At 31.1% G+C, this 22,113-nt stretch carries 23 protein-coding genes; 7 read left to right on the top strand and 16 right to left on the bottom strand.

Going from position 1 to position 22,113, the window contains the following annotated elements; all coding sequences use genetic code 11:
• Window positions 1–6 precede the first annotated feature (6 nt).
• The 10 genes from OS191_RS01635 to OS191_RS01590 form a co-directional block, all read right to left on the bottom strand.
• Window positions 7–2,040 (bottom strand): VWA domain-containing protein, encoded by a 2,034-nt coding sequence (locus OS191_RS01635; protein ID WP_267153965.1) that lies wholly within the window; start codon window positions 2,038–2,040, stop codon window positions 7–9.
• 8 nt (window positions 2,041–2,048) lie between these two features.
• Complete coding sequence (fabG, locus tag OS191_RS01630) at window positions 2,049–2,795, bottom strand: 3-oxoacyl-[acyl-carrier-protein] reductase (RefSeq protein ID WP_267153964.1); 747 nt, start codon at window positions 2,793–2,795, stop codon at window positions 2,049–2,051.
• A gap of 159 nt (window positions 2,796–2,954) precedes the next feature.
• Complete coding sequence (gene sucD, locus OS191_RS01625; RefSeq protein WP_267153963.1) at window positions 2,955–3,827, bottom strand: succinate--CoA ligase subunit alpha; 873 nt, start codon at window positions 3,825–3,827, stop codon at window positions 2,955–2,957.
• 68 nt (window positions 3,828–3,895) lie between these two features.
• A complete protein-coding gene (locus OS191_RS01620) occupies window positions 3,896–4,303 on the bottom strand; it encodes a nuclear transport factor 2 family protein (RefSeq protein ID WP_267153962.1) in 408 nt (135 codons plus the stop codon).
• On the bottom strand, window positions 4,304–5,239 hold the full coding sequence (locus OS191_RS01615) for a UDP-3-O-(3-hydroxymyristoyl)glucosamine N-acyltransferase (RefSeq protein WP_267153961.1): 936 nt from the start codon (window positions 5,237–5,239) through the stop codon (window positions 4,304–4,306).
• On the bottom strand, window positions 5,240–5,806 hold the full coding sequence (gene efp, locus OS191_RS01610) for an elongation factor P (RefSeq protein WP_267153960.1): 567 nt from the start codon (window positions 5,804–5,806) through the stop codon (window positions 5,240–5,242).
• Between the two features lie 105 nt (window positions 5,807–5,911).
• Window positions 5,912–6,697: an acyl-ACP--UDP-N-acetylglucosamine O-acyltransferase gene (lpxA, locus tag OS191_RS01605; protein ID WP_267153959.1), complete on the bottom strand. Its 786-nt coding sequence runs from the start codon at window positions 6,695–6,697 to the stop codon at window positions 5,912–5,914.
• Between the two features lie 26 nt (window positions 6,698–6,723).
• Window positions 6,724–8,130: a bifunctional UDP-3-O-[3-hydroxymyristoyl] N-acetylglucosamine deacetylase/3-hydroxyacyl-ACP dehydratase gene (locus OS191_RS01600; RefSeq protein WP_267153958.1), complete on the bottom strand. Its 1,407-nt coding sequence runs from the start codon at window positions 8,128–8,130 to the stop codon at window positions 6,724–6,726.
• Entirely contained in the window at window positions 8,117–9,145 is a 1,029-nt protein-coding gene (lpxD, locus tag OS191_RS01595) for a UDP-3-O-(3-hydroxymyristoyl)glucosamine N-acyltransferase (RefSeq protein ID WP_267153957.1), read from the bottom strand. The genes OS191_RS01600 and lpxD overlap by 14 nt, the downstream gene beginning before the upstream one ends.
• Window positions 9,146–9,169: 24 nt before the next feature.
• A complete protein-coding gene (locus OS191_RS01590; protein WP_267153956.1) occupies window positions 9,170–10,399 on the bottom strand; it encodes an HD domain-containing protein in 1,230 nt (409 codons plus the stop codon).
• A 36-nt stretch (window positions 10,400–10,435) separates the two neighbouring features.
• Between OS191_RS01590 and porX the strand changes: the two genes are divergently transcribed.
• From porX to OS191_RS01570, 4 genes are all read left to right on the top strand, one after another.
• On the top strand, window positions 10,436–11,989 hold the full coding sequence (porX, locus tag OS191_RS01585; RefSeq protein ID WP_267153955.1) for a T9SS response regulator signal transducer PorX: 1,554 nt from the start codon (window positions 10,436–10,438) through the stop codon (window positions 11,987–11,989).
• Window positions 11,990–12,063: 74 nt separating this feature from the next.
• Window positions 12,064–12,486 (top strand): tRNA (adenosine(37)-N6)-threonylcarbamoyltransferase complex ATPase subunit type 1 TsaE, encoded by a 423-nt coding sequence (gene tsaE / locus OS191_RS01580; protein WP_267153954.1) that lies wholly within the window; start codon window positions 12,064–12,066, stop codon window positions 12,484–12,486.
• A 183-nt stretch (window positions 12,487–12,669) separates the two neighbouring features.
• Complete coding sequence (locus OS191_RS01575) at window positions 12,670–12,810, top strand: hypothetical protein (protein ID WP_267153953.1); 141 nt, start codon at window positions 12,670–12,672, stop codon at window positions 12,808–12,810.
• Complete coding sequence (locus OS191_RS01570) at window positions 12,773–13,297, top strand: hypothetical protein (RefSeq protein WP_267153952.1); 525 nt, start codon at window positions 12,773–12,775, stop codon at window positions 13,295–13,297. The genes OS191_RS01575 and OS191_RS01570 overlap by 38 nt, the downstream gene beginning before the upstream one ends.
• On the opposite strand, the gene OS191_RS01565 is transcribed toward OS191_RS01570, so the two are convergent.
• The 5 genes from OS191_RS01565 to OS191_RS01545 form a co-directional block, all read right to left on the bottom strand.
• Window positions 13,298–14,470: a hypothetical protein gene (locus OS191_RS01565; RefSeq protein ID WP_267153951.1), complete on the bottom strand. Its 1,173-nt coding sequence runs from the start codon at window positions 14,468–14,470 to the stop codon at window positions 13,298–13,300.
• A gap of 2 nt (window positions 14,471–14,472) precedes the next feature.
• Window positions 14,473–14,925, bottom strand: coding sequence for a hypothetical protein (locus OS191_RS01560; RefSeq protein WP_267153950.1), 453 nt, complete (start codon window positions 14,923–14,925; stop codon window positions 14,473–14,475).
• Between the two features lie 60 nt (window positions 14,926–14,985).
• Entirely contained in the window at window positions 14,986–15,252 is a 267-nt protein-coding gene (locus OS191_RS01555; RefSeq protein WP_267153949.1) for a hypothetical protein, read from the bottom strand.
• A 74-nt stretch (window positions 15,253–15,326) separates the two neighbouring features.
• Complete coding sequence (locus tag OS191_RS01550) at window positions 15,327–15,905, bottom strand: TlpA family protein disulfide reductase (RefSeq protein ID WP_267153948.1); 579 nt, start codon at window positions 15,903–15,905, stop codon at window positions 15,327–15,329.
• A gap of 212 nt (window positions 15,906–16,117) precedes the next feature.
• Window positions 16,118–16,525, bottom strand: a complete 408-nt coding sequence (locus tag OS191_RS01545) for a hypothetical protein (protein WP_267153947.1) — start codon at window positions 16,523–16,525, stop codon at window positions 16,118–16,120.
• A 518-nt stretch (window positions 16,526–17,043) separates the two neighbouring features.
• Here OS191_RS01545 and OS191_RS01540 point away from each other — a divergent pair.
• Genes OS191_RS01540 through OS191_RS01530 form a run of 3 tightly spaced genes read left to right on the top strand, consistent with a single transcriptional unit; the run spans window position 17,044 to window position 20,432 of the window.
• The gene (locus OS191_RS01540; protein ID WP_267153946.1) at window positions 17,044–18,777 is read left to right on the top strand and encodes a helix-turn-helix domain-containing protein; all 1,734 of its coding nucleotides are present in this window, start codon (window positions 17,044–17,046) and stop codon (window positions 18,775–18,777) included.
• Window positions 18,778–18,806: 29 nt separating this feature from the next.
• Window positions 18,807–20,006, top strand: a complete 1,200-nt coding sequence (locus OS191_RS01535; protein ID WP_267153945.1) for an alanine dehydrogenase — start codon at window positions 18,807–18,809, stop codon at window positions 20,004–20,006.
• 54 nt (window positions 20,007–20,060) lie between these two features.
• Entirely contained in the window at window positions 20,061–20,432 is a 372-nt protein-coding gene (locus tag OS191_RS01530) for a hypothetical protein (RefSeq protein ID WP_267153944.1), read from the top strand.
• 54 nt (window positions 20,433–20,486) lie between these two features.
• Here the strand turns inward: OS191_RS01530 and OS191_RS01525 are convergent, their stop codons facing one another.
• The gene (locus OS191_RS01525; RefSeq protein WP_267153943.1) at window positions 20,487–21,995 is read right to left on the bottom strand and encodes a T9SS type A sorting domain-containing protein; all 1,509 of its coding nucleotides are present in this window, start codon (window positions 21,993–21,995) and stop codon (window positions 20,487–20,489) included.
• Window positions 21,996–22,113: the final 118 nt, after the last annotated feature.

The raw sequence follows: 22,113 nt of genomic DNA, 5'->3' as shown, positions 1-22,113 counted from the left end.
TTTTTTTTAAATTAATCCGTTATATTTTCTAATAAACCATTCTGCAGATAAGCAAAAGACAATTAAAACTAGAAGATATTTCCAGTCGATCAAAGGTACAACATTTTTATGGCTCTTTTGAATAGGTTTGTATCTTTCATCCTTCAAAATATCGTTTATCAAATCATTACTATTTGTAGCAAAATAGCTATTTCCATTGCTAGTTTCAGCTATTTGTTGCAGTTTATTAAGATTTGCGTTTAAGAACTGCTGTTCAATATGATATTCTAAAATTTTAAAACTTCCAGACTTATAGATTTTTTCATTAGTTGCACTTACCGTAAAATTGTATTCTGAAGCTGGCAAATTGCTTAAATCTACTTGATAATAATTGTTTTTTAGAATTAATGGGAAGCTTTTTGTTTCTTCAGAAATCTTATCGGTGACTTTAATTAGAAGGGATTCTTTAGAGTCGAATTCATAATTTTTATTAAAGAATTGCGCTTTTAAGATTACACTTGAATTTCCTTCATAAAAAGAATTATAATCTAAGTCAAGCCTAGTTTTCCTCTCGGTTGATGCCAGATATTGAACAAGCTTCCCTATAAAATTATCAAAACCTTTGAAGGACTTATCGTTTAAATAACTTTGTGCTCTCCATTGCCAAATATTTTCACCAAACAATATGGCTTCTCTCCTGCCATTGTGTTCTAAAGTAGCCAATAAGCTACTTTCAGTAGCATAATTACCAACTTTTTTATATAAAATAGTTTGAAAAGGAGTTTTAAATTTTGCCTCACCAAAATTGGATTTTAAGGGAGGAAATAATTCAAATTCTAAATCCTCTACAATAAAATTTGAAAATCCTGTATTTAAAACTGCTTGATAATCTTCGGTTTGATTTGTAATTTCATGTGTGACATTTAAATCTAAATTATTTAAATATCTCCAGTTCGTTTTTGTTCCAGAAATTAAAAAATAATTGCTGTTTGTATTTTTTAAATAGTCGAAAACTTGATTGAAGCTATTGTTTGGCTGATACAACACAACTAACTGAAAATCATTTTTTTGAGTTAAAAAATCGTATGGATTTAAAATTTTTGACTGACGTTGTTCGTTTGCTTCAATACTCTTTTTTAAAGCGCCTAAATCTGGATGTAACATGTCTGAAACAATGGCTACATTTGTTTTTTGATCGATAACCTCTACAGCAAATTCCTTATAATTATTAACCGTGTTTCTTTCGTTTTCAAGAGGCTCTAAAATGGCTTTGTATGTATGAACCCCAACCTGATTTGCTGGCAGATAGAAATTCAAAACTTGAGAATTATTGTCTTTAGTGAAGTTTACTTTTTTAGAAAAAATAGTTGCAGAGCCACTTTGGACTTTAAATAAAGAACTTACAGGTTCTACACCATGATAAACTAAAATAACTTCAACTGGGAATTTATTTTTTAAATAAGCGTACTTGTTAATATTTAATTGCTGAATTTTTAAATCTGAATAAACTATTGAATCTCCTAAAATAACAGAATAAACTGGTTGCTTATATTTGGCAGCTGTAAACACATAATCACTACCAATAGTTTGGTTCCCATCACTTATAAGTATCGTTGGAGAAACACTTTGCTTATATATTTGATTAAATTCATGAAACAACCTATCCAAATTGGTTTGTTGTTCATTAAAACCAATCGAATCTGATAGCTTAACTTGATCTCCAAACGTATAAGTTTGCACATGAAATTTCTTGTTAATTTCAGCATTAGAGACAATACTCTCTAGCATTGACAAGGCATGAGCATCTTGTTTTAAATAAGTAATAGAATTGGAATTATCTACAGCAACAACCAAATTTGGTTTTTCTAAATACACACTCGTATTTTCAAATTTAGGATTGATTAACAATAGTAGTAAAGAAAAAACAGTAACAAATCTTAAAACAGTTAAAACTAATTGTCTTCTAGACTTTTGTTTCACCATATATTTATACTGAAAAAGCGCTACAAATAGCGCTATAAATCCAGATAATATGATATATAAGATTGTTTCTGTTTGCATGTATAGATTTAAGTTAGCATACCACCATCCACATGAATAGTTTGTCCAGTAATATACGAACTCATGTCGCTAGCTAAAAACACACAAACATTGGCAACATCATCAGGAGTCCCTCCTCTTTTTAATGGAATTGCATCTCTCCAACCCTTTACAGCAGCTTCATCTAATTTAGCTGTCATTTCAGTTTCAATAAATCCTGGAGCAATCACGTTACTTCTAATATTTCTAGAACCTAATTCTAAGGCAACAGATTTAGAAAACCCAATAATACCTGCTTTAGAAGCCGCATAATTAGTCTGACCTGCATTTCCTTTAACACCAACAACAGAACTCATATTTATTATAGAACCACTACGTTGCTTTAACATGGTGCGTTGTACAGCTTTGGTCATGTTAAAAACAGATTTTAAGTTTACTTCTATAACCGTATCGAAATCTTCTTCAGTAATACGCATTAATAAATTATCTTTAGTAATTCCAGCATTATTAACCAATATATCTATGGTTCCAAATTCAGCTAGAACTGTATCAGCTAATTCTTGAGCCTGTTTAAAATCGGCAGCATTACTTTTATAACCTTTGGCTTTAATGCCAAGAGCATTTAATTCTTTTTCAAGCTCGTTAGCAGCTTCTACAGAAGAGCTATAAGTAAATGCTACGTTAGCACCTTGTTTAGCAAAAACCTCTGCAATACCTTTTCCTATTCCACGACTTGCTCCTGTAATAATGGCTGTTTTTCCTTCTAATAATTTCATTCTAAATATATTTTGATACGAATAACACGAATGTACTATTTAGTTGATTCGTTTGGTTGACTTCTTATTTCAAATATAATAATAAGAAGTTATAAGAATTAAAAAAACCTCATAAAATTAAGATGAATTTATGAGGCTTTAATATATGTTAAATGGATTTTATCCTAAAACTTCTTTTACTTTTTTTCCAATTTCAGCAGGAGATTCCACTACGTGAATTCCACAAGCTCTCATGATTTTCTTTTTAGCCTGAGCCGTATCGTCACTTCCGCCAACGATTGCTCCAGCGTGACCCATTGTACGACCTGCAGGAGCTGTTTCTCCAGCAATAAAACCAATAATAGGCTTCTTAGAGCCACTAGCTTTGTACCAATGAGCAGCATCAGCTTCTAGTTGACCACCAATTTCACCAATCATTACTACAGCTTCAGTTTCTGGATCGTTGATTAATAATTCTACAGCTTCTTTTGTTGTAGTTCCAATAATTGGATCTCCCCCAATCCCAATAGCCGTTGTAATACCCAAACCTTGCTTTACAACTTGGTCTGCAGCTTCGTAAGTTAAAGTTCCTGACTTAGAAACAATTCCTACTTTTCCTTTTTTGAATACAAAACCTGGCATGATACCAACTTTAGCTTCTCCTGGAGTAATAACCCCTGGACAGTTAGGACCAATTAATCTGCAATCTCTATTTTTAATATATTCTGCAGCTTTAATCATATCTCCAACAGGAATACCTTCTGTGATGGTAATAATAACTTTAATTCCAGCATCAGCAGCTTCCATAATAGCATCTGCAGCAAAAGCTGGTGGAACAAAAATAATAGTTGTATCAGCTCCAGCTTTCTCAACGGCCTCTTGAACTGTATTAAAAACAGGTCTGTCTAAATGCGTTTGTCCACCTTTTCCTGGAGTTACACCACCAACAACATTAGTCCCATACTCAATCATTTGTTCAGCATGAAATGTTCCTTCACTTCCTGTGAAACCTTGTACGATTATTTTTGAATTTTTATTAACTAAAACGCTCATTATTGTTAAATTTTTATGTTTTTAAAACGTTGCAAAAGTAAGTTTTTAACTGCAATTTATAAAGTGTTTTAAACTTTAATTTCTGAAAAAGAATTGGATTCTATGGCAAGATCATCTGCAAGCTGACTTATTTGGTAGCCTCTGTATAATTTTCCGTCTTTTACCTGCCAAATACACATATAATGTGCTAACGGCATTTCTTCGTCCATGTTTTCAATAGGCTTACCAAATACGGTATATCTAGAGGTAACATGATCATTATCTTCTAATAAATGACTCATTTCATATCTAATTGACACATAATTTTCTCGGACATTTTTAAAGAAACCTAAAATGTCTTGAAACTTCGAAATACGGAATCCCTGACTACTGTTCCAATGTAACTCACATTCTTTATGATAGAATTCTTCAACTAACTTATTGTTGTTGATTATATCTGCATTATAGAATTGTTTTAATAGCTCTTTTGGGCTCATTTATTTTATTTTTAATTTCTCCAAAATTTCCGGAATCATTCTTATGGAAGCAATTTCTTTATATTTTGATCTAAAATCATCGGCTGGAGTACCAAAATAACTCTTTCCTCCTTCTAAAGATTTACTAACGCCAGATTGTGCCGAAATAACCGCTTTCTTACCAATAGTTATTCCACTAGTTATACCAACTTGTCCCCAAATGGTGACTTCATCTTCTATAACCACACAACCTGCAATACCTACTTGAGAAGCAATTAAACATTTTTTACCAATTACAGTATCATGACCAACCTGAATTTGGTTATCAAGTTTTGATCCTTCACCAACTCTAGTATCTGCTGTAACCCCTTTATCTATGGTGCATAATGCTCCAATATCCACATAATTTTCAATAACAACACGACCTCCAGATTTTAATTGATCGAAACCTTCTGGTCTGTTTTTATAATAAAAAGCACTAGCTCCCAATACTGTTCCTGCATGAATAGTTACGTGATTTCCAATAACGGTATCATCATAAATGCTTACATTGGAATGGATGATGCAATGATCTCCAATAACCACATTGTTTCCTATAAAACAATTAGGTTGAATAATGGTGTTTTTTCCAATTTTTGCTGAATTTGAAATATCTGAACTAGAGGAAATAAAAGGTTTAAAATGTTGTGTTAATTTATTAAAATCTCTAAAAGGGTCATCACTTATTAGCAATGCCTTTCCTTCAGGACAAACTACTTCTTTATTGATTAAGACAATAGTTGCAGCAGAGTCTAAGGCTTTATCGTAATACTTTGGATGATCGACAAAAACTATATCTCCAGGTTCCACCACATGAATTTCGTTCATACCTAAAACAGGAAAATTTTCATCGCCAATAAACTGACAATTAATAATTTCTGAAACTTGTTTTAAGGTATGTGGTTTTGGAAACTTCATTTATTCTTTAACTCTTTCTTTATAAGTTCCTTTTTCAGTTTCAATTTTAATTTTGTCACCTTCGTTTATAAATAGAGGCACATTTACTTCTGCTCCAGTTTCAACTGTTGCTGGTTTGGTAGCATTTGTAGCTGTATTACCTTTTACTCCAGGTTCTGTATGCGTTACTTCTAGTACAACACTTGCAGGCATTTCTACAGACAGTGGCATGTTATCTTCTGCGTTAATAATAACAGTAACAACTTCACCCTCTTTCATTAAATCTGGTCTATCTAAAGCAGCTTCTAATAAACGAATTTGCGTATAATCTTCGGTATTCATAAAGTGGTAAAATTCGCCATCGTTATATAAAAATTGAAACTTATGGGTTTCTACACGTACATCTTCTAATTTGTGTCCGGCTGAAAACGTGTTTTCTAATGTTCTTCCACTAGTGACACTTTTCATTTTTGTTCTAACAAACGCAGGACCTTTTCCTGGTTTTACATGCAAGAATTCTGTTATTTTATAAATATCGTTATTGAATCTAATACATAATCCGTTTCTTATATCACTTGTAGTTGCCATTATTTTGTTAAGTTGTTTGTAGTTAATTTGATTATTTCCTCTTTGTCTAAAGCAATGGGGAATAAATGTTTCTTTTGTTTTCTTACGTTATTTTAAAAAGCTAAATTAATTTGATTTAAAATAACCTTTCATAATTCCTCGATGTGAGTTTTTGATAAACTGAAGAATTTCATCTCTTTCTGGTGTTGCTTCCATTTCTGCTTCAATTAAATCTGAAGCTTGAGTATTGTTATAGTTTTTTTGATATAATATTCTGTAGATATCTTGAATTTCTCTTATTTTTTCAGTTGAAAATCCTCGTCTACGTAAACCAACAGAATTAATTCCAACATAAGATAAGGGTTCTCGTCCTGCTTTAACAAATGGTGGCACATCTTTTCTAACTAAAGAACCTCCAGTTACAAAAGCATGATTTCCAATAGAGCAAAATTGATGCACAGCAGTCATTCCTGCTAATACTACATAATCGCCAATGGAAATATGTCCCGCTAATGTACTATTATTAGAAAAAATACAATTATTACCAACTATACAATCGTGAGCAATATGACAATAGGCCATTATTAAGCAATTGTCGCCAATAACGGTTTTCATTTTATCTGTGGTACCTCTATTTATAGTCACACACTCCCTAATTGTGACATTATCTCCAATTATGGTTAGAGTGTCTTCGTCATCAAATTTTAAATCTTGAGGAACTGCTGAAATTACAGCACCTGGAAAAATATTACAATTTTTTCCAATGCGAGCACCTTCCATAATAGTAACGTTACTTCCAATCCAAGTACCTTCTCCAATAATAACATTGTTATGTATGGTAGTAAAAGGATCAATTACAACATTTTTTGCAATTTTAGCTCCAGGATGGACGTAAGCTAGTGGTTGATTCATTTGATTAAGTTTTATTTACTTACTTTTTATTTAACTTTTGCTATTTGAGCCATTAGCTCAGCTTCTGCGCACAATTTCCCATTAGCATAGGCGTAACCTTGCATATGACATATCCCACGACGGATTGGAGTAATCAAATCGCATTTAAAGATTAAGGTATCTCCAGGAACTACTTTCTGCTTAAATTTTACATTATCTATTTTCATAAAGAAGGTTAGATAATTTTCAGGATCTGGCACAGTGCTAAGTACAAGTATTCCTCCTGTTTGCGCCATAGCTTCTACTATTAAAACTCCAGGCATTACGGGAGCTCCAGGGAAATGTCCAGCAAAAAAAGGCTCGTTCATGGTAACATTTTTCATACCAATAACTCCAGAGTCTGTTAATTCGAATATTTTATCAATCAATAAAAATGGTTGTCTGTGTGGTAGCATATCCATGATTTGATTCACATCCATTAATGGTTCTTGATTCAAATCTATTTTTGGAACGTTATTACGTCTTTCGTTTTTAATAAGTTTAGACATTTTTTTTGCAAACTGCGTGTTTACAAAATGTCCAGGTTTATTAGCAATAATTTTACCTTTTAATCTCACACCAATTAAGGCTAAATCTCCTACAACGTCTAATAATTTGTGTCTAGCAGCCTCATTAGGATAGTGCAATGTTAAGTTGTCTAAAATACCATTAGGTTTCACCGCTATAGAATCTTTATTAAATGCTATTTTTAATTTTTCAATAGTATCAGGAGAAATTTCTTTATCTACATAAACTATGGCATTATTTAAATCGCCACCTTTAATTAAACCATGATCTAAAAGCGTTTCTAATTCGTGAAGAAAACTAAAGGTTCTAGATTTAGAGATTTCGTTCTTAAAATCTGAAAGGTTCTTTAATGTTGCATTCTGGGTTCCTAAAACCTTCGTACCAAAATCGACCATGGTAGTGACTTGATACTCGCTTGCAGGCATCACCAAAATTTCGCTTCCAGTTTCTTCATCTGTATAAGAAATAATATCTGTAACCACATATTCTTCTCTAAAAGCATCTTGCTCTTCTATCCCTGCTTTTTCTATTGCTTCTACAAAATACTTTGAAGAACCATCCATGATGGGAGGTTCGGAAGCATTTAATTCAATAATTACATTGTCTAAATCTAAACCAACCAAAGCAGCTAAAACATGCTCTGATGTTTGAATTATAACACCATTTTTCTCCAAGCAAGTGCCTCTTTGCGTATTAGTTACTAAATTGGCATCGGCTTCAATTACAGGCGTTCCTTCTAAATCTACACGTTTAAATGCAAATCCAGTATTTTCTGGAGCTGGTTTAAAAGTTAAGGTCACATTATTTCCTGTGTGCAAGCCAACACCATCTAAAGAAATTGCTTTCTTTATAGTTTTTTGTTTAACTTCAGTATTAATTATTGCCATCTACTTTTTTTTCTAATTCGATTATATTTTTTACAATTTTTGGTAAATTCTTAAAATGAACATAAGATTTATTCCAATCGCTATAATTAAAAGATGGTGAGCCTTGTAAAACCTCATTGTCTTTTATATTTTTTCCAATTCCAGACTGCGCTTGAATTTTCACATTATTACCTATAATTAAATGTCCGGCAAAGCCTACCTGTCCTCCTATTTGACAGTTTTCACCAATTTTAGTAGAACCTGCAATTCCTGTTTGAGCAGCAATAACGGTATTTTTTCCTATTTCAACATTATGAGCAATCTGTATTTGGTTATCTAATTTAACGCCTCTTCTAATTATTGTAGATCCTAAAGTAGCTCTATCTATTGTAGTTGCTGCACCAACATCTACATAATCTTCAATAATAACATTTCCAGTTTGTGGCACCTTATTATATTCTCCATTTTCATCTGGCATAAAACCAAAGCCATCAGCACCAATAATAACACCAGAGTTAATTACACAATTGGCACCTATTATAGACTCAGAATATATTTTAGTTCCTGCAAAAATAACGGTATCGTTTCCTATAACCACATTATCGCCTATATAGGTATTGGGGAATATTTTTACATTTTCTCCAATTTTTACATTTTCACCTATATAGGTAAATGCTCCTATATAAATATTAGAACCGTAAGTTGCTGTCTTTGAAATAAACGAAGGATCTTCAATACCTTGTTTATTTAACTTCACCATATTATAATATTCTAATAATTTTGAAAAAGACTTATAAGCATCATCTACTTTAATAAGTGTTGTCTCTAAATTATTATCTGGCACAAAAGTTTTGTTAACAATAGTTACAGATGCTTTTGTTGAATAAATATAAGATTGATATTTAGGATTAGCAAGAAAAGTTAAAGAACCTTCTGTGCCTTCTTCTATCTTGGAAAGCTTAGAAACTTCAACATCTGGATTACCTATAATGTCGCCTTCTAATATTCCTGCTATTTGTTGAGCTGTAAATTTCATTCCAGCAAAAATAGGAAAAAAGTGCTAAAGTTTTTCTTTAGGGTAACAGATATAATATTTTGTCACTATTTTTGAGAGTGCTTTTAGGTTTAATTGGTCTGAAGCCTCAATGATATCCTGAATTTTCCCATTTTTATATAATATATTTATATGTTGTTTTTTTATTTCATAAGCTTGATTTGAAATTTCTCCAGTAAACACAAAATAATTAGCTTCTTCCTTACTTATATTATAAGCATTCATTAGCTTTTTAATATGTTCTTGAAGTTTTACTTTCTTCACTTTTTTATTTTTTAGCTTTACTTTTAACAAATCGCGATTAATTAGCATATCGCATAAATTTTTTAAAACAAAGTCGTCGTGAAATTGCCATTCTTTCATAGCTGAAACTATATCATAATCGTCTAATCTTGCAAAGATATTTAGAGTCTTGCTATTAAAGTTTTCTAAGGAAACTTCATTAAATAAAAAGTATTGCAAAGCTTGGCTGGCTTTTAAATCTACTCCTTGACTAGTTAATTCTTTGGCCCGTTTTAAAACACGGATTAAAAGTTGTTCAGCTGCCAAACTGGTTTTATGCAGATATACCTGCCAATACATAAGTCTTCTTGCTACCAAGAACTTTTCCACACTGTAAATACCTTTTTCTTCAACCACCAACTCATCATCAACCACATTAAGCATGGTAATTAAACGTTCGCTATTTATATTTCCTTCTGCAACTCCAGTATAAAAACTATCACGTTTTAAATAGTCTGCACGATCCATGTCCAATTGCCCAGAAATTAACTGACAAAGAAACTTTCTTGGGTGATCTCCTTTAAAAATTTGAATGGCTAGAGTTAAACTTAAGTTAAAGTCTTTATTAAGCTGCTCCATAAAAAGCAGTGAAATTTCTTCGTGTGAAACCCCATTTACAATACTATGTTCCATAGCATGAGAGAAAGGCCCATGCCCAATATCGTGCAATAAAATAGCTATATAAAGTGCTTGTTCTTCATCTTCAGAAATGCTTACACCTTTAAAACGCAGGACATTAACAGCTTTTTGCATTAAATGCATGCAACCAAGTGCATGATGAAATCTGGTATGATGCGCGCCTGGATAAACCAAATAAGACATGCCCATTTGCGAAATTCGTCGCAAGCGCTGAAAGTATTTATGTTCAATTAAATCGTAAATTAACGAATTTGGAATAGTAATAAATCCGTAAATTGGGTCGTTAAATATTTTAAGTTTGTTTTGCACAATCAAGCTGAGACTTTAACATTAATATATAAACAAATATACATGAACCATATAAATATTCTTTGGGTTGACGATGAAATTGATTTACTAAAACCTCATATTATCTTTCTTGAAAAGAAAAACTATTCTGTAACGACATGTAAAAGTGGTACTGAAGCGCTTGAAGTTTTAGACGACAAGAATTTTGACATCGTTTTTTTAGACGAAAATATGCCAGGTTTAACTGGTCTTGAAACTCTAAATGAAATTAAGGAAAAGCGAGATACACTTCCAGTAGTTATGATAACTAAAAGTGAAGAGGAGTATATTATGGAAGAAGCTATTGGAAACAAAATTGCCGATTATCTTATAAAACCTGTAAATCCTAATCAAATATTATTGAGTTTAAAGAAAAATCTAGATCACTCAAGATTGATTTCAGAAAAAACAACTTCTAACTACCAACAAGAGTTTCGAAAAATTGCCATGGATTTAAGTATGGTCAATACCTATGAAGAATGGGTGCAATTATATCAAAAACTTATTTATTGGGAAATTCAGCTTGAAAACATTGAAGATCCTGGTATGTTCGAAATTTTAGAGTCTCAAAAAAGTGAAGCCAATACACAATTTGGCAAATATATAGATAAGCATTACCCAAGCTGGTTTGAGCCACATACAGATACTCCCACCTTATCTCACACCTTATTTAAAAATAAAATTGTTCCAGAGTTAAGCAAAGAACAACCTACTCTTTTGGTAGTTATAGATAATTTAAGATATGACCAATGGAAGGCTTTTGAGCCCATAGTAAACAATTATTATAAAAAAGTAAGCGAATCGCCTTTTTATAGTATTTTGCCAACGGCTACACAATACGCAAGAAACGCCATATTCTCTGGACTAATGCCTAGCGATATGGAAAAACTGCATCCAGATTTATGGAAAAATGATACAGATGAAGGTGGAAAAAATCTTCATGAAGAAGAATTTTTAAATGCACAATTAAAACGTTTGGGCCTTTCACACCTTAAAACAGAATACCATAAAATAACCAATTTAAAAGCTGGAAAAAAACTAGTTGAAAATTTTAAAAATTTAAAAAACAACGACTTATCGGTTATTGTTTACAATTTTGTAGACATGCTTTCACATTCCAAAACCGAAATGGATGTTGTAAAAGAATTGGCTTCTAACGATAAAGCTTATCGTTCTTTAACCCAAAGTTGGTTTAAAAACTCGCCTTTACTAGAAATGATTCAACAAGCACAACAGCTTGGATTTAAATTAATATTAACTACAGATCATGGAACTATTAATGTAAAAAACCCTTCAAAAGTGATTGGTGATAAAGAAACCAGTTTAAATTTACGTTATAAAACTGGTAGAAGTTTAACTTATGAAGACAAAGACGTATTGGTTGCAAAAGACCCAAAAACCATCCACTTACCTTCTATTACTATGAGTAGTTCGTTTATTTTTGCAAAAGGAGATTTATTTTTTGCTTACCCAAATAACTACAACCATTATGTTAGTTATTATAGAAATACCTATCAGCATGGAGGTGTTTCTTTGGAAGAAATGATTATTCCTTTTGTGGTGTTGAGCCCGAAATAAATCTGTGTAACGCAAAAAAATCCGATGAAATACACAAATTATTAGTTTTTCTAAATTTTTATTCCTATCATTGTATGCAAAAATCAAACAATTTGAATGTTGATTATCGTATTGATGAGTTACAAACTGTTGCCAATCAACTCCTAAAAAACCTAAAAAGTAAAACCATTTTGCTTTACGGAAACATGGGAGTTGGCAAAACAACCTTAATAAAAGCGCTTGTTAAAGCCTTGGGTAGTATGGATGATGTTAGTAGCCCAACCTATTCCATAGTGAACGAATACGAATTAAAAGATGATAACATATATCATTTCGATTTATACAGAATTAAAGATCTTGATGAAGCCTATAATTTTGGCCTGGAAGATTATTTGAATTCTACCCACTGGCTCATTATTGAATGGCCAGAATTGATTGAAGATATAATAACCGATGATTTTGATTGTGCGACATTAACAATGAATGACAATCACACTCGAAATCTCATTTTAAAATAATTGTTTAACGAGCTAAAAAACCAAATAACAGCCAAAATCTACCAAAAAGAGGTTCTATTACGGAAAAACCGTAACGGAAAAATGAAAAAAGCGTGTTTTTAACATAATTTTAACATTTGACTCTTTTAACATACTGCTTACTCATATACTTTTGGAGTATTAATTAATTAAATCCCTTAAATTATGAAAACTAAAAAGTATGTAATTGCAATAGCAATTTTCGGTGGCATGTTGTTCACAGCTCAAGCAGCTAATTTATTTCAAACCAATGAAGACGCGCCAAAAATTGAGAAAAACAGAATTAAAACTCCAAGACAACTATAGTAAAAAAGAGTTGATTTTGGGAAGTATTTTTGCTACAATTATAGCAATATCTCCATTTTTATTTAATTTATACGAAAGTGTTCCAGACACTAAAGTTTGGGACACTTTTTTGTTTTCGTATGACAGTAAATACTATGAAAGTGTTTATGTAGTAGCTTGGACATTGGCAGGTAAAGTAATTCCATTAATTCTGCTTTTAATTTGGTTTTTTACTTGCAGGCATTGGTGGTATCATACCATAATTGTTCCAATATCAATGTTTCTGTATCAAATAATACAAACCTTAAATAGTGATTTATATTGGGTAGATAAAAATTTAATACTTTATATGTTACCAATCATGGCTGTAGTAATCCCTTCTATTTATCTTATTCGGGCGAAAATGTTTGATAAGCTCAACACAGCCAACAAATCGTTGGAAGAGTTGGAAGACGAATTTATGATTAAACCTACCACATTCTGGGGCAAAATAAAGCAGTATTTTTAATTAGTCATATTCATTAATTCCATATAAAATCTCTTTCATTTTACTACCATTAATTTCAACGGGTTTATAAGCTGTATTGAATTTTTCAATGGATATGCTAATATTCTCTTTAAGTTTATTATATTCCAATGGTATTTTTGTTGCACATTGTTGTTCGTTTTCATAGCTGTCTAGCATGATTCCAAACTTTTCGTAAAATTTTGAACCTTGATCAATAAACGCATTGTACTGCGTAATAAATTGCAAGAGCCTATCTATAGGGAACTCTAAATTAATCTGCATTTTATGCGCTTTAAATCTTTGACCGCTATCCCCTATAACCTTGTCCATTTCCAATAGATACTGATTTAAATATTCACGAACCGAATCCCAGTCGTCTGTATTTCTACATTCTTTTAAAGGCATATTATATTTTATGGGTTTTGTAAAATCTACAAAAAGCTGCTCTAATTCCAACATGATATTGTCGTTGCTCTTTTGCAAAAAAGCGGTTTCAAAATATATGGTATTCAATTCGTTGTGCATACGCAATGTGAAATCCAAAATACACTCTACCTCTTTCATATCTGCATTCTTTTCAGACTTTGAAACATTGGTGTTTGAAAATAAAGACACAATAGAATATACAACCGAAGTATATATATTGGATCCTAAAATACTGGACAAGTCAAAACCTGTTTTTTTGTCTTGGTTGCTGTTTAAGTTTTCTTTTAATTGCAAAAATTCTGGGTAATGATTAGGATTACTAATATTATTGATTTCATTAAAGGTTGCCACCGAAGCGAAATGATGGTCTAAGGACAAGTTCTTTTCATATAGAATCTTAATAATTTGCAAACCTTTTAAATACCTTATTTTACTAATATCGGAAACTTCAGAAAGTTTATTGAATTTTAAATCTTCGGTAATTTGGTCTTTTGCAATTAATAATGTTACTTGATGCTCTAAGTTTTTGGCATTTTTCAATTGTTCTTGAATCTGGTGCAACTTTGTGTACAGGATCCTGTTTTGTGTGCTATAATAAGAACATACAGCCTTTGTTTCTGCTACCCATTCCTGTAAAACAGCATCAATGTCTTGATTGTTATTTAACTCAGGGCCAGTATCACTAAAACCATATGCCGTTTTAAAAACAACCATAATAAAAATAACATATTTTGTAAAGTACGACATAGCTATTCCAATTTTAAAGTTATCGTAATTGTATGTTCGTTTATTAATACAGGATAATTCCCTTTTGCTATTTTAGTAAGATGGTTAGCGGTTTTTAAACTTGTTTTTAGGTCATTCTCCAATACCAAATCTTCATCCATAGCAAAAGTCAATTCATTTGTTTTCGAGCTTGCTTCAAGATATTGCCCTAACATTTTGTATTCATCGTCTTTAGTCATCTTATTTCTATCTATAATTAAGGTGATGGTATTATCCATATTATAGGTTATTTGTGTGTTTGCATGTGCTTTATTATTGCTAGAACCAAAAGTGCAAATGCCTCCAGGTCTTAAACAATCTGTGTACTTGCCAAAGGCAACCTCTCCATGAATTGATTTATTTTCAGTTTGATTTTGCGCTTGAGAAAAGGCAATAGCATGCAGGCACAGAAACACTGCGTAACGTATGTTTTTCATAAATTGTATAGATTAAAAAGGAGGAAATAGAAAAAATCTATCTCCTCCAGAAATTAAAAATTAGAACAAATGATCTAATGCGCATTCAACAACACACCAAAATTCTTGGTCGCAAGGCTCAATACATTTTTTGAAATCATCAATTGAAGATACTCTTGCAAATAAATCTATAGGTACCGATTTAGGTGCTAACATTTGAATTACTTTATTTTCTTTGTCAAAGGAAACAGTAATGTTTCCTTCAGCTTTCTCATAATATTTGGTTTCAGTTTTATAAACTACAGTACTTTTTGATTTATATTCGCTAAGAACTGTAATTTCATGCATATTATCTTGTTTTTGGGCAATTACATTAATTGTTAAAACAAATAAAAAGATTGAATTTATTATATATTTTGATTTCATGATTTTATACTATTTAAAAAATTTATAATTAAAGTAGAATTCCAATTCTGAGAGCCAGAAATTACATAGAAAATGTTTTTACTTTTATCTATGATATATGTAGTTGGAATCGCTGAATGGTTGAAAATTGATTTTTCCTTTTCTTTAAATTGATAAAAAGGCAAATTATATTTGCGATTTGAATTAAATGATTTAATTTTTTCTAAGCTTTCTTTTGAAGCAAAAACGAATTTAATTTTGTTATTAGAAAAACTTTCCAAGTTAATAAGCTTTTCTAAAGATGGCATTTCTGCGATACATGGCTGACACCAAGTGGCCCAAAAATTAACAAAAATTAAATCATTATCTTCTAAAATGTTTTCACTTATACCATCAATAATATTTTTAAAAACATAAGCATTATCTTCAATACTATAAGGCTTTAAAGTTAAATACAATTCTTCTACATCAGACGTCATTTCTTTAACTAATGCCTCCTCTTGTTTTGATTGTGTATATTTAAAAACAATAAATATTATAACGATCATTACTAAGATTGTGGTAATAAGTCCAAATAAAAAATATTTTAATTTCATTGATAATTAAAAATTTAAAGTTTTTATTATTACTTATATAATATATTATTAGATGGTAGGTGTAAATTTTATCTTCCTACTATTCAAAAATAGACATCGCAAAGTATATAATAACAAAAATAGCCATAATTACAATTATTGTTATTATTGCAACTTTCAAAATATTCTTTAAAGTAAATTTCATTTTTTTTAAATTTAAATATTAGTTTATGTTAACAAAAAAAGGCATCTATTATACAATAAACAGTACAAAGAAGCGTACCAGATTCTGTATTAGTGTTTCTTGTACAATCTCTCATACATTGCAAAGTATCACAGTAAGCCATCATTCTTAAATTTTCTTTAAGTTTTGTCAAGTCTTTACCATTTATAACTATTGAGTTTATTTTTACAAAACCATTTTCAACATAACCTTTTACTTCAATTATTGCTCCGTATTCCTTAAATTTTTCGTAATCAGTAAATGATTTTAATTTTTTATCATTTTGAAAGACAAAGTTTTCCTGAGGTATTTTATTGGATAAATTGAATTTTTCTACTTTTTGAGCAGACACATTAACAGATATCAACATAACAATAGCTAAAATGATTGTTGATGTTAAATTTTTAAAAATTTTCATAATAAATTATTTTATATAAGACACCTACTCTATTCGTTTTTCGGTAATCACGGCTTATTATAGTGAAAAGCTTAACACTTAAAACAAACTTGGTTATTCTTATTTAAAAATTTATTATCTTTGCAATAGTAAATAAGCGCAAGTTTATTTTACACACACACTGTGAAAGCTTCTACCTAGTAGAGGCTTTCTCTTTTTTTATAAGTTACACTAAGTCATAGTTTTTTATTGTTTTTAATGGTTGTACATTTTTTATAAAGTTTTCCAATTATATTTTACTTACTGAAAATCTTGGTATATAATGAAAATAGATTCAGAATAAAACTTCGGTTTTGATGCCTTTAAATTTGTTTAAAACTCAAACTGGTTTTTTTTTAGTAAATACTTTTAAAATTCAATTAGGTGAGCTGTTTTGTTTCATCAAAGCAAATCTAAAATTTTATAAATTGCAAATAGTATTAGTCCATATTTATAAATTTCGACTCGAAATTTGTAAATTAGGTGCAAATTTTACCATAATGCCCCAAAAAACCATATCCTCTTTTCTATTGGTGCTTATTGCAAATATCTGCTTGTCCCAAAACAGCAGCCTGAATGATAGTTTTATAAATAAAAGCTTTGACTATCTAGAAACCAACATAAAGGACAGTTTGGTAAGTGATGCTTTAAAACCAATTTATATAAATGCTTTTTTACAAAAAGCTAAAAACGAAAAAGACACCGTTAATATTGGTAATGGTTATTATTTTAAAATATTTAAGGAACTCTATTTTAAAGGTGGTGAAGATTTGTTTTATCAAAATGCTTATGATACAGGAAATTTAAACAGAAAACTTGTTCTTGCCGATAGCATGATAAAATATACCAAATCATTAAATCATTTTAAATTCCCGGGATTAAGCTATTCAACTAGAAGTTACCTATACTATATTTCTGGAAATGAAATAGAATCTCTTAATGATGCCTTGATAGCTTATGGTTTTGCAAAAATACACAACAATAAAGCACAGTTAGAAAATATACAAAAAGCCATTCTTGCCATAAAAGGCAATTACAATCAGAATCGCTATATTATCGAAACAAGACAAAAACTGGACTCTATAAAAAAGGTTCCTGATTACAAAGAGAAACATAAGTTTGGCTATTTATCAGACTTAAATAGCTTAATAAGCGATTTACAAGAAAACAAAAATTTTGACTTGGCAAAAGAATATACCAAAGAGGGAATAGAAATTACTGTCAATACAGATCACAAAAGCCATTATTATGGTTTTGTGTTTTCTGCCGGCATTAACCACTATTTTAGTAATAATTTTGAAGCTGCTATGGACAGTATCAACAAATCACAGAACCACCTAATAGTTACAAGCCTGTCTTTAGCCTATTACCTAAAGGGCAAGATTTTTGAAAGAACAGATACAGATAAAGCCTTAGGGTATTTCAATAAAGTAGATTCAATTTTTCAAATAAACCATGCACCTATTTATGGCCTGAAAGACAATTATAAATCTTTACTTAACATATATAAAGACAAGAACAACTATGCGAAACAAATAGAAACCATAGACAAGCTAATATATGCTGATAGTGTTGTAAGCAGAACAAAATTTTACATCAATGAAAGAATACTTGAAGCTTATGAAGTTCCGGAATTTAAAAAAGAAAAAGAAACCATTATTTTAAAACTAAAAGCAGAAAATTTTAAAAACAGGAAAAAAAATGTTTTTTTATGGTCATCATTACTTGCCTTAGGTTTAATAAGCGTTTATTTTTATTACACACAACATATCTATAAAAAACGTTATAAAAAGTTGATGGGAAATTTAAAGCCCGCTCAAGAAAAACCATCTAAAACGATGGTTTCCAACGCGGATTTAAACATCCCTAACGATACTGTAAATGACATCCTTAAGGCTTTGGAAACTTTTGAAAAAGAAAAGCAATTTACCAAAAACACAATAACACTTAATAACCTAGCAAAACAATTTGATACAAATAATACATATTTATCTAAAATAATCAATACCTATAAAGGTAAATCGTTTAACAATTACATAACAGATTTGAGGGTTGATTATATTATTAATGAACTAAACCAAAATCACATATTGCGAAAAATGACTATTAAAGCTATTGCTTTAGAAATTGGCTTTAACAATCCAGAATCATTTTCAAAAGCTTTTTATAAAAAAACAGGCATCAAACCCTCATATTTTATTAAACAGATAGAAAAAGAAAATAAAAATTCGTAATTTGACTCCTTATATAATGTGTGTCAACTATGTCTAAATCTTTATCTCCTTTTACTAAGCAACAACTACTTCCACAAGAAGAAAGACTAGAAATCTTTAGTCGTAAGGGCAATTTATTTATAGGTATTCCCAAAGAGACAGCCTATCAAGAAAAACGGGTTTGCTTGACGCCTGACGCTGTATCAGCTTTGGTTAGTAATGGGCATCGTGTATTATTAGAATCTGGCGCAGGAATTGGTGCGCATTTTTCGGATAAAGAATATAGCGAAGCTGGTGCCGAAATAACAAAAGACACAGCCAAAGTATATGGCTGCCCCATGATTTTAAAAGTGGAGCCTCCTACCCTAGAACAAATAAACCTAATCAATCCGCAAACTATACTTATCTCTGCAGTCCAATTAAAAACCCAAACAAAAAAATATTTTGAAACCTTGGCTGCAAAACGAATCACAGCCTTGGCTTTCGAGTTTATTAGGGACGAAACTGGCGCTTATCCTGCTGTACGCTCATTAAGCGAAATTGCCGGAACAGCTTCCGTACTTATTGCTTCAGAACTATTAAGCAATGTTAACGATGGAAATGGGCTCATGTTTGGCAATGTATGTGGCGTTCCTCCTATTGAAGTGGTTATTCTAGGTGCTGGAACTGTTGGGGAATTTGCTGCCAGAAGTGCTATTGGACTTGGAGCCAATGTTAAGGTTTTTGATAATTCAATTACCAAATTAAGACGTATGCAAGTTAATTTGGGTAAAACTTTTTTTACTTCAACTTTACAACCTAAAAACTTAAGCAAAGCTTTAAAGCGCTGCGATGTGGTTATTGCAGCTGTAAGAGGAAAAAACAGATCGCCAATTCTAGTTACAGAGCCTATGGTGGCTAACATGAAAAATGGTTCGGTTGTTATAGATGTGAGTATTGATATGGGTGGCTGTTTTGAAACCAGCGAAGTCACTTCTCATAAAACTCCTACTTTTACCAAACATGGAGTAATACATTATTGTGTGCCAAATATTCCTGCACGCTATTCCAGAACAGCTTCTATTTCAATTAGTAATATTTTCACCCCTTATCTTTTGAAAATTGCTGAAGATGGCGGTTTAGAAAATTCTCTTCGTTTTGATAAGGGTTTAAAAAATGGGTTGTATTTTTACCACGGAATTTTAACAAGTAAACCGGTTGGTGAATGGTTCGATTTGAAACATAGCGATATTAATTTGCTAATTTTCTAATTAGAATAAACCTCTAAACACCTCTATATTCCCTAAAAATATAAGTAAGCTTAAATGAAATTACTACATCGTATTGGATATTATCTTGGTGGCTTTGCCATTGGATTAATAATATTAGCCTTTTTCTTAAATGGTAAAAAAGTATCTTGTGATTATGGCCCTGACGCTCGAGTTTTAAAAAATATTAATTTAAAGGAAATTAAATTTTCAGAAATTATTAATTCTGCAATTTTAGAAAATAAAATAGACTCTCTTGAAGTTAGAGGTATCTTAAAATATGGAGACATTAATTTTTCTCAAAGCGAAACCAGAAAGAAACCTTGTGGTATTTATGCTGTTGAAGGAGAAATTAATAAGACTGAAGTGGTTTTAACTGTAGAGAATTGCGACAGTATAGCAACCGTAAAAGATATAAAGTGGCCATAAAAAAAGCCTGAAATAAAAATTTCAGGCTAGATTATTAAAACCATTTAAGTTTCTCTAATTCAAAACGATTCGTTTTGTTATAGAACCATTTTTTTCAGTTTGAAAAGTTAATAAGTATACACCTTGTGGCAAACTTGATAGATTTAAACTCTTTTCGTTAGAAGACATAGCCTCTTCTCTTATTGTTCTTCCAAGCATATCATATAACTGTATAGATTTAACAGCTATGTTTCCATTAAGTTTTATGTTTACTAAACCATCTTTAGACGGGTTTGGATATACCTTAATATCGTTTGATGCTGACATTTCATTTCCTTCAACACTTAAAGTAGCTGGTGCTTCTACAACAAAAGCAGGAGGATGAGCTTCAGTAAAACGATCAGACCAATTACTTGCAAACATCACTTTGCTTCCATCGTTATTTGGAACAGAATGCGCTTGATGTCCATATCCCGTATTCTCATTCGTATGGTGGAAAGCATATCTTTCAATCATATCTGATCCATCTAATTTTATCGCAAAAACTTCTTTTCTACCTACTGTTTGACAACATCCTTCAGTAACATAAGCCCAACCAGGTCTTGAAGTATTTCTACAACTTACGTGTCCATTCCATACCCCATAATCTGATGTATAGTGAAACATTGGCGTTTGATTACCATCTGACAATCTAATCATCTTCATATAATAATCGTTTCCTCTAGTAACAGGATCTCCAAAAGTTACATATACATCTTGACCATTAGAGTCGATACCTAAATCTCCATGTTTTGTATAATCGTCAAGATGTCTTCTATTAGTAAGATCTATATTAAAAACTTTCATGCCTTCATCGTCTGCAGGACCATCTTCTAAATAACAAGACACAGCATATTGACCAGATTGACTTATTGCAAACCAGGCAAATGCTACATTACCAATAAATCTTGTAGCCACTATCACATCATCTTCAACGTTATACACTATTAACGTACGATCGTTACCATTTCTACCAACAAGACCTACATATTTATCGTCTATAGACATATTTCCTTTACTTCCACCATATTCAATTTTAGAATACTCGCTAAACGTGCGAATGGTTTGTCTATTATTTGTTGTTACATCATAACTAACAAATCTATTTCCTGCAGTACCATACATTAATATAGGATTTGAATAGGACCACGTTGCAGAACTTGGAATACCAGCCCAAAAAAGAAATTCGTAGGTTTCTGCATCTAAAATTGCAGCTGGGTATCCTGCTAACTTTATTAATGTATTATCAGAGTTCCAAGGTTGATCCAACGAATAATGGTGTCTTAGATTATGATCTGTAGTACCAAATACTTCTGCATCACTAATTCTTATTAAATTATTGCCAAATTCATTGGTAAATGGTTCCAAGTATCCTGGTTTTGCACCTGTAGGTGGCTGATAAGTCTCATACGGGATATCATTCACCTGGGTGGCCTGAGGATAATTTTGAGCAGTTGTTATTAAACTGAAAAATAAAAAATTGATAAATAATACTCTCTTAAAATTCTCTACATGTGAGAATTTTCTAACATATAAATGTTTCATACTTAGGGGTTTTGCTATTAATCTTTTGCTAATCTATTAAAATGCAATTCATTTTACTATCAAAATAATTATAATTTCGACAAAATACATTATTTTTGTAGTCTTTTTATTACTTAAA

Source organism: Xanthomarina sp. F2636L (assembly GCF_026410195.1).
GTDB lineage: Bacteria > Bacteroidota > Bacteroidia > Flavobacteriales > Flavobacteriaceae > Xanthomarina.
The sequence above is the reverse complement of the archived record's forward strand: the minus strand, read 5'-3'. Positions and strand labels throughout refer to the sequence as shown.